Origin of the sequence: Paenibacillus dendritiformis (genome assembly GCF_945605565.1) — a bacterium.
Lineage (GTDB): Bacteria > Bacillota > Bacilli > Paenibacillales > Paenibacillaceae > Paenibacillus_B > Paenibacillus_B dendritiformis_A.
The window spans coordinates 2,155,147-2,169,908 of the sequence record NZ_OX216966.1 but is presented as its reverse complement, the minus strand read 5'-3'; the positions used below and the strand labels follow the sequence as shown (position 1 = coordinate 2,169,908).

The 14,762-nt window shown below is 55.5% G+C and carries 12 protein-coding genes; 1 reads left to right on the top strand and 11 read right to left on the bottom strand.

Going from position 1 to position 14,762, the window contains the following annotated elements:
- Positions 1–50 precede the first annotated feature (50 nt).
- Entirely contained in the window at positions 51–296 is a 246-nt protein-coding gene (locus NNL35_RS09435) for a NifU family protein (protein ID WP_006676073.1), read from the top strand.
- Positions 297–383: 87 nt separating this feature from the next.
- On the opposite strand, the gene NNL35_RS09430 is transcribed toward NNL35_RS09435, so the two are convergent.
- From NNL35_RS09430 to allC, 11 genes are all read right to left on the bottom strand, one after another.
- Positions 384–1,241 (bottom strand): carbohydrate ABC transporter permease, encoded by an 858-nt coding sequence (locus NNL35_RS09430; RefSeq protein WP_040730622.1) that lies wholly within the window; start codon positions 1,239–1,241, stop codon positions 384–386.
- Positions 1,231–2,199 (bottom strand): carbohydrate ABC transporter permease, encoded by a 969-nt coding sequence (locus NNL35_RS09425; protein ID WP_006676075.1) that lies wholly within the window; start codon positions 2,197–2,199, stop codon positions 1,231–1,233. The genes NNL35_RS09430 and NNL35_RS09425 overlap by 11 nt, the downstream gene beginning before the upstream one ends.
- Entirely contained in the window at positions 2,199–3,524 is a 1,326-nt protein-coding gene (locus NNL35_RS09420; protein ID WP_040730654.1) for an ABC transporter substrate-binding protein, read from the bottom strand. The genes NNL35_RS09425 and NNL35_RS09420 overlap by 1 nt, the downstream gene beginning before the upstream one ends.
- 303 nt (positions 3,525–3,827) lie before the next feature.
- Positions 3,828–4,763 (bottom strand): carbamate kinase, encoded by a 936-nt coding sequence (gene arcC, locus NNL35_RS09415; RefSeq protein ID WP_006676077.1) that lies wholly within the window; start codon positions 4,761–4,763, stop codon positions 3,828–3,830.
- An 8-nt stretch (positions 4,764–4,771) separates the two neighbouring features.
- Positions 4,772–5,719: an oxamate carbamoyltransferase subunit AllH family protein gene (locus tag NNL35_RS09410; protein ID WP_006676078.1), complete on the bottom strand. Its 948-nt coding sequence runs from the start codon at positions 5,717–5,719 to the stop codon at positions 4,772–4,774.
- Positions 5,694–6,953, bottom strand: a complete 1,260-nt coding sequence (locus NNL35_RS09405) for a YlbE family protein (RefSeq protein WP_006676079.1) — start codon at positions 6,951–6,953, stop codon at positions 5,694–5,696. Before NNL35_RS09405 ends, NNL35_RS09410 begins: the two co-directional genes overlap by 26 nt.
- A 102-nt stretch (positions 6,954–7,055) precedes the next feature.
- On the bottom strand, positions 7,056–8,816 hold the full coding sequence (fdrA, locus tag NNL35_RS09400; protein ID WP_006676080.1) for an acyl-CoA synthetase FdrA: 1,761 nt from the start codon (positions 8,814–8,816) through the stop codon (positions 7,056–7,058).
- A 79-nt stretch (positions 8,817–8,895) separates the two neighbouring features.
- Positions 8,896–9,945: an ureidoglycolate dehydrogenase gene (gene allD / locus NNL35_RS09395; RefSeq protein ID WP_006676081.1), complete on the bottom strand. Its 1,050-nt coding sequence runs from the start codon at positions 9,943–9,945 to the stop codon at positions 8,896–8,898.
- Between the two features lie 131 nt (positions 9,946–10,076).
- Positions 10,077–10,841, bottom strand: a complete 765-nt coding sequence (gene allE, locus NNL35_RS09390) for a (S)-ureidoglycine aminohydrolase (protein WP_006676082.1) — start codon at positions 10,839–10,841, stop codon at positions 10,077–10,079.
- Positions 10,842–10,864: 23 nt separating this feature from the next.
- Positions 10,865–12,103, bottom strand: a complete 1,239-nt coding sequence (locus NNL35_RS09385; RefSeq protein WP_006676083.1) for an MFS transporter — start codon at positions 12,101–12,103, stop codon at positions 10,865–10,867.
- Positions 12,104–12,167: 64 nt separating this feature from the next.
- A complete protein-coding gene (gene allC, locus NNL35_RS09380; RefSeq protein WP_040730657.1) occupies positions 12,168–13,400 on the bottom strand; it encodes an allantoate deiminase in 1,233 nt (410 codons plus the stop codon).
- Between the last annotated feature and the right edge of the window lie 1,362 nt (positions 13,401–14,762).

Here is a 14,762-nt window from a genome sequence, read left to right as displayed (position 1 = left end):
TAGCTTTATAATATAATAAAAGGAGCATGGATGAAAGGAGTTGGCGAAAGATGAGTGAACAAACACAGAACAGCACGTATGATGAAGTGCTGGAAGTGCTGGATAAACTGCGTCCGTTCCTGCAGCGTGACGGCGGGGATGTCGAATTGGTCGACGTCGAGGACGGTATTGTCAAATTGCGCCTGATGGGCGCATGCGGCAGCTGCCCAAGCTCCACCATTACCCTCAAAGCGGGTATTGAACGCGCATTGGTAGAAGAAGTGGAAGGCATTACGGAAGTCGTTCAAGTGTTCTAATTGCCCTCCCTGCACGGACAAGGGATGCCACCGGCCTGAAGAGGCTGGCGGCATCCCTTTTTTTGTGCCGATGGCTGGGGCCATCCTTTATTTGAAGGTGGAGTTGGCCATCGCGGAGACGATATGCTTCTGCATGAACGTGAACAGAATGACGATGGGCACAATCGCCATGACGCTGGCGGCCATAATAATATGGAAGTACATCGCTTCATCGCCGGCAATCGAATCGCGCAGCATGCTGATGCCGACGGTAAGCACGCGCATGTCATTCGAATTGGTCATGATGAGCGGCCAGAAATAAGAATTCCAGGCGCTGATGAATTGCAGCACCGCCAAGGTCACGACGGTAGGCATCGTCATCGGCAGCAATATCCGGTACAGCAGCGTCAGCCGCCCTCCTCCGTCCACACGCGCCGCTTCCAGCACATCGTTGTTGACCGATTTGAATGCTTGCCGGAGCAGGAAGATTCCATACGCGGACGCCCCGTGCGGAATGATTAACGCCCAGAACGTGTCCAGCCAGTTGAGCTTCGACATCATGACATAGACGGGCACGAACGTCACCTGATCCGGCACGATCATGGCCGCCAGCACGAGGAAGAACAAGACTTCCTTGCCGCGAAAACTGCCTTTGGCGAACGCGAACGCGGCCAGCAGCGCCACATTCAATTGGAGCAAGACGATGCCTGCGGACATGAGAAGCGTATTGCCGAAGAAGCGCGCATAAGGAATAATCCGGAACGCCTCGGCATAGTTGCTCCAGGAGAAGGTATGCGGCCAGAAGGTGGGCACCGCAAGCCGCATCTCCTGCTGCGTCTTCAGCGAGCTGACAATGAGCCAATAGACCGGGAAGAACAGCAGAGCGGTGACGATGACGGCAAGCGCAAGGCGGCCGGCATGCATCAGCTTCCTGTTCCGTTGGCCCGCCATGCGGTTATCCCTCATAATGCACCTTCTTCCGGCTCGCCCACCATTGCAGCAAGGCGAGCACCAAAATAATGACGAACATCACCATCACGAGCGCCATCGCCCGTCCCGTCTTGAACTCGACGAACGCCATCGTGTAAATCCAATAGACGATCGCATTGGTCGCCTTGAGCGGCCCCCCGTTCGTCATAATGTCGATGGATTGGAACACCTGCATCGACGAGATGAACGTTGTAATCAGCAGGAACAGCGTCATCGGAGACAGCAGCGGCAGCGTAATATGCCAGAACTGCCGCACCCGGTCCGCGCCATCGATGGCGGCCGCTTCATAGTACTCCATCGGGATGCCCCGTATCCCCGCGATGAACAGAATCATCGCGAAGCCGACTCCCTTCCAGACAGAGACGGCGACCAGCGCCGGCAGCGCCGTGGACGGATCGACCAGCCACCCGACCGAGTCGAAGCCGAACGCATTCAACAGACTGTTCAGCAAGCCGTACTGCCCGTTGTAAATCCATGTGAAGACCATCGCCGCGACGACCATCGAAATATAATGCGGCATGAAGACAATGCCCCGCATGAAGCCGAACAGACGTGAAGACGCAACATTGAAAAGCAGGGCAAGCAGCAGCCCGATGCCGAGCGTGCCGGCGACGTCCATCACCGTGTAGAGCAAGGTCACTTTGAGCGAATGATAGAAGTCTTCATTGTTCAACAGCCATACATAATTGTTGGCGCCAACGAATTTCTGCGTTGGACGCGTCATGTTCCAATTCGTCATGCTGATATAGATAGAATTCAGCAGAGGGTAATACAGGAACACAGCCAGAAATCCGAGCGCCGGCAGCGCAAAGGACAGGTCCTTCCAGCTCTCCCGCCGTTGTCTTCGGCTCCGCCGCAAGCGAGCCGGGGCGGCCTTCGCCGCCTCCTGCCCTGTTGGTACCGAATGGGTGAACGTCTCATCCCGCATGCCCATCACTCATGCTCCGCCAGGATGTCATTGATTTTGGCTGCGGCATCCTTCATCATTGGCACCGGATCCGCCCCGTTCAAAATCATTTCGCCGATCACTTCTTTGTACACCTCGCTGAATTCCGGATAAGCGGGATGCTGCAGGCGCGGGGTCACATTATCGAAATGATCGAACACCGCTTTGTACTGCGGCCATCTGGAAAAGTAAGCTTGTCCTTCCTCCGAGGCGATGGCCGACTTCCGCGTCGGCAAATATCCGACCGATTCCGCCCAAGCAATATTTTGTTCGGCCGATGTCATGAACTGAATGAATTTCCAGGCGGCTTCCCTCTTCTTGTCATCCTTGATGCCGTCCATCATGACGATGCCGGCGCCCCCGATATTCGAGGTGCGCACCTGATCTCCCGTCAGGAAGGACACCCCGACCTCGAAGCCGGCATTCTCGCGGTACATCTTCAGCATGGCCGACGTATGCTGCACCATGGCGATCTCACCGCCGAGGAACATCTGGCGCATATTGTCGGAGGCGCCTTTGCCGTAGCCCATATGGATGACGCCTTCCTTCAGCCAACGGTGGAAATTCTCCACATACCGGAGCGATTCCGGCGTCTGCACCGCGGCTTCGCTTCCGTCTTCGGACAGGATGCGGCCGCCGCCGTTGATCAGCCACGGATCATAATACCAGGTATCCCAGCCCGGCACCGAGAAGGCATAACGAGTGGTCTTGCCGTTGTCCCGCTTGGCGACCTTCGCGTTGAAGGCGTCGATCTCGCCCCATGTCTGCGGCGGCTCCACGCCCAGCTCATCTAGCAGCGTCTTGTTATAGATGAATACGCTCGTGCTGACGATAAGCGGGAAGCCGTACTGCTTCCCTTGGTAGGCATACGCCTTCAGCATCCCGGAAGCGAAGTCGTCCAGCTCCACCTTGTCACGCTCGATCCATGGCGTCAGATCGGCGAACACGCCGCCCTCGGCGAAGTTCGGAAGCGAAGCGACCTCCACGTTGGTCACGTCCGGCACGTCATTGGCCGCGACCGCCGCCTGCAATTTTTTATGTAGATCCCCATATCCTCCCTGATAGACGGGTTCGACCGTAATATGCGGATATTTCTTCTGAAACGCCGTTATCTGCGCATTCAAGCCTTCGATCTGGGCTTCGGCATGAGCATGCCAGTATTGAATGGTCACCGGCGTCGTGTCTTCCTTCAAGCCGGCAGGCGGCTCCTTTACATCCGCCGTGGTCCCTGCTCCTTCTCCGCCGGAGCACGCTGTCAGGCTGATAGCGAGCGCGCCGGCCAGCAGCGGCCGCAGCCATGATTTCATATCCATTTCGTAATCAAGCTCCTTTTCGTGCAGTCCCCCGGACTGTTCGTTGATTCTTCCCGGCCGGCGGGCCGGATTCTGCATGCATGCGCGGGACGTTTCCCCCCTTTTTTGCCGCACCTATTCAATGTACGGGCGTATTGTTAACAGACGATGATCGGATTGTAAAAAACTTGTAAGGAAAAATTTATGCTGCCACTTCCACTATATTCAGCGGGATGAGCGGTGATGCAAGGCTTGTATCGAAGAAAAAGGCTGCGCAAGCGGTCTTCTTCCGCTTTGCGCAGCCTGTCGGTTGCCTGTACTATATTAGGAAATATGCGTTCCGGTTGTTCCTTGAAGAGCCAGAGCGGCATCGTCAAGCGAGCAAATGATAGCGTGCTTGCCAAGTTCCGCAAATGCCAGGGCGGCCTCCATCTTCGGCCCCATGCTGCCGCTGGAGAAATGCCCTTCCCGGACATATTGCTTGGCTTCTTCCGTAGTGATATGCCCCAGCGCCTTCTGCTCCGGCTTGCCGTAATGAATATAGACATTTTTCACATCGGTGACCATCATAAAAATATCGGCGTTCGCTTCCTGGGCCAATTTGAGACCGCTGCGATCCTTGTCAATCACCGCTTCGACCCCGGCAATCGTGCCGTCCTCGGCTTGCACGACCGGAATGCCTCCGCCGCCGGCGCCAATGACAATGGCACCGCTTGCGACGAGCTTCATAATCGTATCCGCCTCCACAATCGATTGCGGCTGCGGCGAAGGCACGACGCGTCTCCACCCCCGGCCTGCATCTTCCTGCATGTTCCAGCCTTTGTCCTGCATCAGCCGCTTCGCTTCTTCCTCGGTGTAGAAGACGCCGATCGGCTTCGTTGGATGAAGGAACGCTTCATCCTCCGGTGATACTCTCGTCTGGGTAAGCACACTGACGACCTGCTGCGGCAACCCCCGCTTGCGCAGCTCGTTTTTCAAGCATTGATCAATCATGTATCCGATGAAGCCCTGAGACTCCGCACTGCACACGTCCAATGGAAATGGTGGAACAACCTCTTTCGCTTCTTCATTTTGCTGCAAAATCAATCCCACCTGCGGGCCGTTGCCGTGCGTAATGATGACTTCGTAGCCCGCTTCCACGATATCGGCAATCTTCTTGCTGCTGCTGCGCACATTGGCAAGCTGGTTCTCATAGGTTGCAGCTTGATGAGGCTGCAAGATGGCGTTGCCCCCAAATGCGATCACAACTCGTTTTGACATGTTCTTTCCTACCTCCTAAGGGCCATGATGGCACTGGCGATCCCGAATGCCGTATCGATCCCGGAGCTGTGTCCGGTCTGAAGCATCTGCTCAAGATTGGCATTGAGCGGAGCTGCGTTTTCTATATCTTTCATATCTTCCCTTACCATCGCGTTCATCACCCGGGTGACCTTGTCGCTGAAGCGGCCTTGCAGCGCATGAAGCAAATAGGCTCTGCTGACGTCCGTCGTGATGGCTTCTCTCTCCACCATATGACGCAAGCTGGCCACACACGCGGGATGAAAGGCGCCGGTTAGCTTATGAACGGCCAGCACGCCGACGAGAAAGTCATCTCCCGACGGCGTCAGTCCCGGCCCTCGCCCAAGAAAATAGCGCAAAGGCGCCTCGACCGCTTGAACCTCGCCGGACAACAGGCCGTCAAGCAGCTGCTCCGCCTGCCGCACCACAGCGTACTGCGGTTCATCCGGCCGGTATTCATTCGCGAGAAAGCGGTCCCATTCCACATCGAGTCCGGTCGGCACGCCCCAGGCGAGGCAGGTTTTCATAAATTCGTTTACGTGAAATAAATCACGAAAACAGTGATACCGATCCGATCGGATCTCATACTGGAATGGGACGGCCTGCGCCAGATCAAGCGTCAGCGGACCGTCTGGATGGAGAAAGCGAATCGTGTCCGCCCCTTCAGCCACGACGGTGTCATCGAGCCGGACATGGCGGCGCAGCCTGCTGACGCTGTCCTGCCCCATATGGATGCCGAACGGAAGCCTGCCGTTCTTCGTCGTGCCGACAAAAATCAACGAGTCTCCCATCGCCAGGTTGATGCCGTTCTCGAAGATGCTGTGGACGCGGCCCTTCGGCCTCTGGGCGAGGAGCGCCCCAAGCTGGGCGTCCATCTCCTCTCCCTTGAGACAATGCGTATGCTGCGGCGTGTTACAGAAGTCCGAGCTTGGCTGCATACGCTTCCAGCGCCTTCTCGAAGCATTCGACAGGCGGACGGACCGTGCCTGCGCCGATCTGTCCCACACCTGGCTCCTTATGGGCGATCCCGGTATTAATTACAGGCGTAATTCCCGTTTCTACGACCTTTCTCGCATCGATGCCGAGGCAAATGCCGCGGAAGTTCCAGGTTGGAACCGTGAAGTTCGGATTTTGGTCGATCGAGATCTCGACCATCTCGTTGCTCGTCGCCAGCGCATCGTGGAATCCGCCGGCCCCGACGAAGCGAGTTACGCCCGGAGCGGCAATCATCGCCATCCCCCCGACGCCGAACGTCTCCGTAATCGCGCTGTCGCCGATGTCCGGGTTGGCATCCTCTTGCGAGTAGCCCGTGAAGAACAGTCCCTGCGGCGTGTTCACCGGCGCGGTGAACCATTCGTCGCCCATGCCGCTGATGCGGATGCCGAAGTCGCGTCCATTACGGCACATCGCAGTGACCACCGTGCCGGCTTCGATCGTGCGCGCACCGTCCATGACAGCCTTGGACGCCGCCATCATGATGTTCAAGAAGAACTGATCCGTATCCGCCAAAAATTTAATGACGCTCTGCATCTCTTGCTTATCCATATCCAAACTAACGATATAAGGGCTGATTTCCTTCAAAAAGACAAGCGAAGCGGCGATGTTGCGCTGATGGAATTCGTCCCCCATCGTAATCGCCTTCGCGATCATGACATTCAGATTCAGACCTTCCTCCGTCGCCTTCAACGCGCGGGACAGCGTCGGGCCGAGCACGTCCCTCATCCATCTCAGGCGCGTGATGACCTCTTCCGAATAAGCGCCGAAGCGAAGCACCTTGCCGATGCCTTCATTCATAATGCAGTACGCTTCATTGCCTTCGGAGCGGTTCTTGACGACGAATACCGGCATATTGCCGGACGTGATGCCTCCCATCGGTCCGACGGCCTTCACATGGTGGCACGGCATGAAGCGGATGTCGCCCCGTTCCAGCATGGCGCGGGCCTCAGCCTCGTCCTTCGCCCAGCCCTCGAATAACGCGGCGCCTACGCATGAGCCTTGCATCGGTCCCGTCATGTCTTGGTAGGCGATCGGCGGACCTGCATGCAGCAGCGTCTTGCCTTCCAGTTCCGGAATAACGGTGTGAGCCGGCACGGCATCGACGAGGAACGGCGTGCCGCCGGAAATCTTGTCAATTACCGCCTGGTTGGCTTCATCAATAGTATTAAATTTCATTTGTAATTCCCTCCCAGCTGTTCGTCTGCGGCGTCGATGGTTCGTCATGGACGCGGTTCACAGGAGTGGATTCATCGTCCACGGGAAAAGCGACACCGGATACTAATTCGTAAACCGGTACTCGTTCAGTAGCTTCAATACGCGCTGCATCTTCACGCTGCCGCCCGCAACCGGCCGCCAATCGTATTGAATTGCCGTGGCGCCGCTTGCAAGAATGGCTTGCGTGAACTTCTGCAGCCCCACATTGATGACGGAAGGCTTCCCGCCAAGCAGCGCCGCGACAGGCGCGGACGCGGAGGTCTCTTCCGGCATGACCGCTGCCGCCGGACGGTGCGTCTTCGGCGCGTCCTCCAGGCTGAGGTTCATCATCGCCAGAACCGTGCGCACCGCTTGATTATTGCTCTCCTTCACCAGCACGCCCGCTTCTTCGAACTTGCGCTTCTGCTCCGCATAAGACTGCGGATCCTGCTGCGTGCCGCACAGGACACCCACAAAGTAGAGGTTGCGCCCTTCCGCCTTCGCCTTCGCAATCGCTCTTTCGATCACCGGCGCCAGCACGCTCGCCATATCATCATGGCTGCCGTATCCAAGCACGACGTCGAACAGAATGACCGCTGTCGCCGGATCTTGGGCCGCCTTCTCGATATACTGAACCCGGGTAGCCGGATCGATCATCGGATGCGGCTTGCCCTGCGTATACATGTCATCGCCCAAATCGACAATCGCATGACCGTTCGATTTGAGGACGTAACCGTCTTCATGAATCAGGCCGTCTTTCAATTGAAGCGCATCCGCGATGAGCATCGCTGCTTCAGCGGCCAGGGTACCGCCGGCATACAGGCCTTGAATCGAGGTCTGCCCCGGCTGCAAATCCATCTTCGGCACGTCGAGCGGCACGCTGTACAGCGGCTGCACATCGGCGCCTTTGGCCAGGTCGACGGCAATTCTGGCTGCTTCTTCCAAGGTATAGGCTTGATAGACATTGCCTTCATGTGCGGACGGCTTCTCTCCGAGGAACAGGGTAACCGCCGGCTTCGACATCCCTTGCAGCTGGCGGACCACCTGATCGCGCACCGCCTTCGCCGGTGGCTTGGACACGATGACGATCACCTCGGTCTGGTCGTTATGCTCCAGTCCGCGGATGCCGTCCAGCATCGTAATCGCTCCGACCGACTCCGAGAGGTCGCGCCCGCCAGTACCGATCGCATGGCTGATCCCGCCGCCCATGCGGTCGATGAGCGTCGTCACCTCTTGGATGCCTGTGCCCGAGGCGCCGACGACGCCGATATTGCCTGCCTTGACGCGGTTCGCGAAGGCGAGCGGAACCCCCGACAAGATCCCCGTGCCGCAATCCGGACCCATGACGAGCAGTCCTTTTTCATGCGCCTTCTGCTTCAGCTTCAGTTCTTCCTCCACAGACACATTGTCACTGAAAATGAACGCATGCAGGCCATAATCGAGCGCTTTTTCCGCTTCCCCCGCCGCGTATTGGCCCGGTACCGAGATAATGGCCAGGTTGGCGCCCGGGTTCTCCTTCAGAGCCCGCTCCCACGAGCGTACGCTCTCGAGCGAGGACGAAGCGGAGCTGACCGATTGGTCGCTCAGAAAGCTGTCGACCGCAGCGAGAATGTCATCCAGATTGCTCTGCTCCTCGGCATCGATGACGATGCACATGTCATTGGCCCCGGCTTGCTCGAGTTCATCCGTGTATAAGCCGGAATTGTTCATAATGTCCTTGTTGGCCGGCGTTCCCATCATGATCGATGCTTGCTTGACGCCTTCCAGCGCAGAAATATGATTCGTGAGAAGCATTAAATTGACGGAATCTTGATACGAATTTTTTTTAATGATCGTATGCAGCATTCTAGTTCACCTCTGGTTGTCCGTTCGGTATGGACGATTTCCCTCTGGAGTGGTTGGATCCCCTACTCAGCGAAAAAAGTCACTTGGCAAACGGATCTTTATGGTCGTACGCATTGTTATGAATCACATCAGAGACGAGATAGTCATACACCTCATCCACAATCTCGATGCCGTTCGCTTCATTCTCCTGTTCAATCAGGTCATAATTCTGGCCCGGATACAGCACGCGCTCGAAGCCAGGCGCCGGCTTGATGCCGTTCAGATCGCTCATCGTCTTCGAAATATTGCGCCGGAACGTCTCCAAATCAGTAAAGAAGGACGGATCCAGCACGATATGAAGCTGGCCCAGGTTCCGGCCTTCGGTCAAGTCATGATACATGGAGCTGACCTGATTCCCGAACGGCAGTCCGAGCAAAATGCCGGACAGCACATCGACCATCATCATCAAGCCGTACCCTTTCGGTCCGGCAATCGGAAGCAGCGCATTCACCTGGAACGGGTCGGTCGTCGGCACACCCCGTTCATCGACAGCCCATGTTTCCGGAATCGACTCATGCTTCGAACGGGCATGCAAAATTTTTCCCCAAGCCTGGACAGTCGTTGCCATATCGAAGGTCATGAGTTCGTTCCCTTCGCCTGGTGCGGCAAAAGCAATCGGGTTCGTGCCATAATAAGGCTCGGCCCCGCCGAAAGGCACCACCATCGGATCGGATTGGCAGACCGAAATGCCGATCAGCCCTTCCCGCGCCGCTTGCTGCACATAATAGGACAGGGAGCCGCTATGTCCGATTCGCCGTACCCCGACGACCGCGACGCCATGCTCCTTCGCGATATTGACGGCCTCTGCCATTGCCTGCTTGGCCGCCACATGTCCCGCTCCGTTATCCCCGTCGAACACGGCGGAGCATGTCCCCGTCTTCTTGAATTCGAATTGGGGATTCACGTTCGTGCCGCCTTTGGCAATCCGCTCCGCATAATATTCGACCCGCATGGCGCCATGCGAGTGAACCCCGCGGACATCGGCATGAACGAGCACTTCCGCCACTACATCCGCATGCGCGGCCGATAGTCCGGCCCGGGATAATTTTGTCCGGATTAGCTCATGCAATTTCTGTTTGCTTACTCTCATGTCCATTCCCTCTCTGGCAAGTATTCCGCCTTCCCCCGCTGCCGGGCGGAGCAAGCCCCGGCCCGCAGCAGGGAAGGCGGTGTCTGACGGCCCGCTTCTCCCATTGGGAGGTTGCGGTAGCCCTGCGTCTCCTACAGGGTGGCGTCCCGGTTGCAATCCTTGGAATACAAGTAGGCGAACGGTTCTCTACCCACTGCATAGGTCGCTTGCGGCACGTATGGCCCCATATAGAGGTAGTCTCCTTTTTTGATCGGAATCCATTCATTGTCCAGATTGTAGACGCCTTCGCCGGACAGCATAATCGCCCCATGCTCCTGATAATGCGTCTCTACAAACGGATGGCAGCCGCCCGGCTCGAACGACAAAATATGAAAATTCATATCGAAGGCAAGGTCGGTCGGCAGCAAATCCTTCAGCTTGACGTTCGCCATGTCGTCGTAATCCACCGCTTCCAGCTCATGCACATTCCCCGACACGACCCATGGAAGGGCGCCTCCCTCGAGCGGCGTATATTTCTGCTTGTACAGGAACAAGCGAGTATCTTCTGCCTGCTCGTTCTCCAAGTACAGCTTCACGCCCGGAGGGCAATACAGGTAACCGCCTTCCTGCAGCGAGAACGACTGCTCATCCGCAGAAGCCTTCACCCGTCCTTCCATGCAGTACACGAACGTTTCCACGCCGGCTTCGCCGAAGCCCCGGGCGTTCTTCCCGCCCTCGTGCATCGTCACGACGTAATCGACGAATTTGGCGCCAAGCCGCGGAGATGCCAGAATCGTGATATCGCATTGCTCAAAGCCAGGCACCGTATTTTTGACCAGGCCCTCCGGCGGGATCAAGGCAAAATTGCCGCGCTTGATGATGGAACGGCTCGACAACAAATCTTTTGGATAACCCATATTGCACACTCTCCTTCTACTAATTAAGATGTCCGTGGCGTCTTCTTCATATTAGCCGCCAGCATCACGGCCGACCCGACCAAGATAATGATCGTCGCCAGATAGAAGCCCAATACTTTACTGCCCGTCGCGTCGGAAATCAGACCGGTAACGAACGGAGCTACGACCGATGACATCATGCCGAAAAAGTTGAAAATTCCGAACGTAGACCCGACTCCTTGCTTCGGCGCGATATCCGCCACATACGAGATTAAGATCGGCTCGACGGCCAGCTTGCCGAGGAAGCCGTACAAGATAAGGCAGACTATAAGCAAAGTGGTCGTCTGGACCGAGACGGTCAAGTACAGCATCACCGCGGCCAACAGCTCCAAAATGATGATAAATGTAACCTTCTTGTGCATGAACTTGTCCGACATCCGGCTGAACAGCAAGGCGCCAGGCACTGCGCTGAACGCAACCAGAGCGGCCGCGAAGCCGATCGCTGTCCCTTCGAAGCCCCGCTCATCCTGCAAATACGACGGGAGCCAGGTCACGATCATGTAATATCCATAACAAGTCGCAAAATACAGCACATAGGAGGCAACCATCTTCGGATTGGCTAACAGCCGTTTAAATGTCGCCTTGTCTTGGTTCTCCGCGTCCGAAGTCCCCCCAGCCATTTTGGACTGCGGCGTGTTCTTCTTGATATTTTTGGCAAAAACCAGCATTAAGCTGAAGGCCAAACCTGCCGTAATAAAGAGCAGCACCCGCCAATCCCAGCCGGCATCCTTCACCAGGAAGCTCGATCCAATAAGGCCGATGGCCATACCGATAGCGGAGCCGCTGTTAATGATCGCCGTGGAAATGCCCCGCTTCTCCTTCGGAATCGTCTCCGATGAGATGGAATAGGCCGGACCATAATAAGTACCTTGCCCCAACCCGGTAATGAAGCTCGCGACCAGGATGAACATGAGTGAGGTCGAGAACCCGACAAGAATTGCCCCCAAGGTGAACAAAATAAATCCCGGAATGATAATCGTCTTCCGTCCAAACTTATCTGCCAACAATCCTGACGGAATTTGCATCATCGTATAGGCGAAGAAAAATACACTGAAGATGAGGCCCATGCTTGCATCTGACGTTACATTTAAATCTTGTTGAATTTCGGGAAGAATCGGATTCAAGATGGTGCGGTAGATCCAAATGACCGTCCATCCGAGACAAAGCATGACGATGACTTTTTTCCAATATTCCCACTTACCCTGTTGGCTGACGTCCCTCATAATTCTCACTCTCCTCAGCGCAAATCAATTTGTGCCTGCCTGCTTGTCCTTTGTTTAATGCCTATCATGCTTGGTACGCCAACTCGTGCAGCGCGTAGGTCAAAGCGCGAACCCCGTCTGCCAGATGCTCCGGACTCGTATACTCTGCCGGATTGTGGCTAATTCCATTGCGGCTTGGAACGAACAGCATGGCCGTAGGCACAAATTTCGCCATAATCTGAGAATCGTGACCCGCTCCGCTGTGCATCAGCTTGAACGGAATGTTATTCGTCCGGCACTGCCGTTCTAGTACGTCGAGAATCCGTTGGTCCATAGGGACAGGATCCTCATCCATCCACATATCTACCTTCAATTCCACGCCGATTGCTTCAGCAGTGCGCTCCATCAGCTCCGTCACTTCATCCGTGAACCGGATCAGCTCCGCTTTGTCCGTATGGCGGATATCGAGCGTGAACAGCGCCTTGCCCGGCACGACATTGACCACATTCGGCGTCACCTCGATCTTGCCGACCGTTGTTACGAGCGGATCGCCATTCGCTTGCGCCAGATCCAGAATTTGCTGAATCATCCGGCCTGCTGCGTGAACCGCATCTTTGCGGTAACCCATCGGCGTCGTGCCGGCATGATTGGCCTCTCCCGCAATCTCGACGGTGAAGCGCCGCTGGCCGACGATGCTGTGAACGACGCCAACGGACAGGCCTTCGCGTTCCAATACGTTGCCCTGCTCAATGTGCAGCTCGACAAACGCTTGAATATCGGTGCGCGGCTTCACCGGCTCCTTGCGGAAGCCGAAGCCCGCTTGCTCCATCGCTTCCGTGAAGCGCACGCCTTTGAAGTCGGCGATGTCCTGCACGTCCTCCTTTTTAGCGATACCCACCACATTTTTGCTGCCCCAGAACGTATACGGGAAGCGGCTGCCCTCTTCTTCCGCGAACGAGACCACCTCCAGCGTGCGCAGCGGCTGGCCATACGTTTCCTTCAAAGTCTTAATCGCCATCAAAGCGGCGAGAATGCCATATTGCCCGTCATACTTACCACCGTTCAGAACGGTGTCCACATGAGAGCCGCTCATAATCGTTTCATCCGGGAACTGGCTTCCTTCCAACCGCCCGAACAAATTGCCGACCTCATCGTAATACGTGGTGAAGCCTTCTGCTTGCATGTACTGCTCCAAAGCTTTTTGCGCAGCTGTCCACGCTTCGGAATAGAGCAGGCGCGATACGCCTCCAGCCGGGTCTTTACCGAACTCGCTCAGCCATTCGACAAGACGAACCGTTTCCGTTTGGATATTATCCATGACCATATCTGTCCTTTCTGTAAGATGTGCGCATTATCCAAGCGGGATAAACGGCGTGCCGCTTATCCGTGGCGCAACCTTAGCTGTTCAAACCGCCCACTGATCAACTTGAAATCCCTGCAGGTGTGACCTTTTGAACTCGCATAAAATAAGGTCGTTTTTTGCTTGCACCTTGATTGTAAACGCTTCAAAAACGAATAACATCGAGGCATCTCGATAAAAAACACCCCGCCTTTTTATCCACTTCGGATAAAGGCTACAAAAAAGCGGCTTTCCTGTGGATGAAAAGCCGCCAATCGTTTACAGAATTCACAGATGGAGTGCCCTCCACCCAGTTTTAGTTTATTGCTTAACAGTCACCTATTGGATCAAAGCTCTTTTGCCCCACTCTCCCATTGGGTCAGGTCCGCTCTCCGTTTCTTCTCTTTGCATCACTCTCCCATTGGGTCAGGTTCGCTCTCCATTTCTGCTCTTTGCAATTACTCTCCTATTGAAGCAGGTCCGCTCTCCGTTTCTACTCTTTGCACCACACTCCCATTGAGTCAGGTTACCTTCCGTTTCTGCTCTTTGCATCACTCTCCCATTGGGTAAGGTTCGACCTGCTTTGGTTAGGTTTGTGATATGACCCTAGGCCACTGGGCAACAGCCTGACTATCTATGCTGCAAGCAAGGGAAAATGACCCATATACCAAAGTCATACGTGCAAGAGCTGGTTCTGATCGCTTCGGATACTGCTTTTAATGGTTCATACAGATACTTCCTGAGCCCTGGGGAGATTGCTAATAAGGAACCCCGGACGTATTCAGTTTCCTGACCCGATGGAAGATTGGTCATAAGGAACTCCCACACATATACTCCTTCCTGACCCAATGGGAGTTTGGTCATAAGGAACTCCGGGCATAGTCGCTTTCCTGACCCGATGGGAGATTGATCATAAGAAGCTCCGGGCATATACTCTTTCCTGACTCGATGGGAGAGTGGTCATAAGGAACTCCATGCATATACGCTTTCCTGACCCAATGGGAGAGTGGTCATAAGGAACTCCATGCATATACGCTTTCCTGACCCAATGGGAGAGTGGTCATAAGGAACTCCATGCATATACGCTTTCCTGACCCAATGGGAGTTTGGTCATAAGGAACTCCATGCATATACGCTTTCCTGACTCGGTGGGAGAGTGGTCATAAGAAGCTCCGGCCATAGTCGCTTTCCTGACTCAATGGGAGTTTGGTCATAAGGAACTCCGGGCATAGTCGCTTTCCTGACTCGATGGGAGAGTGGTCATAAGAAACTCCATGCATATACGCTTTCCTGACCCGATGGGAGATTGATCATAAGAAGCTCCGGGCATATACTCTTTCC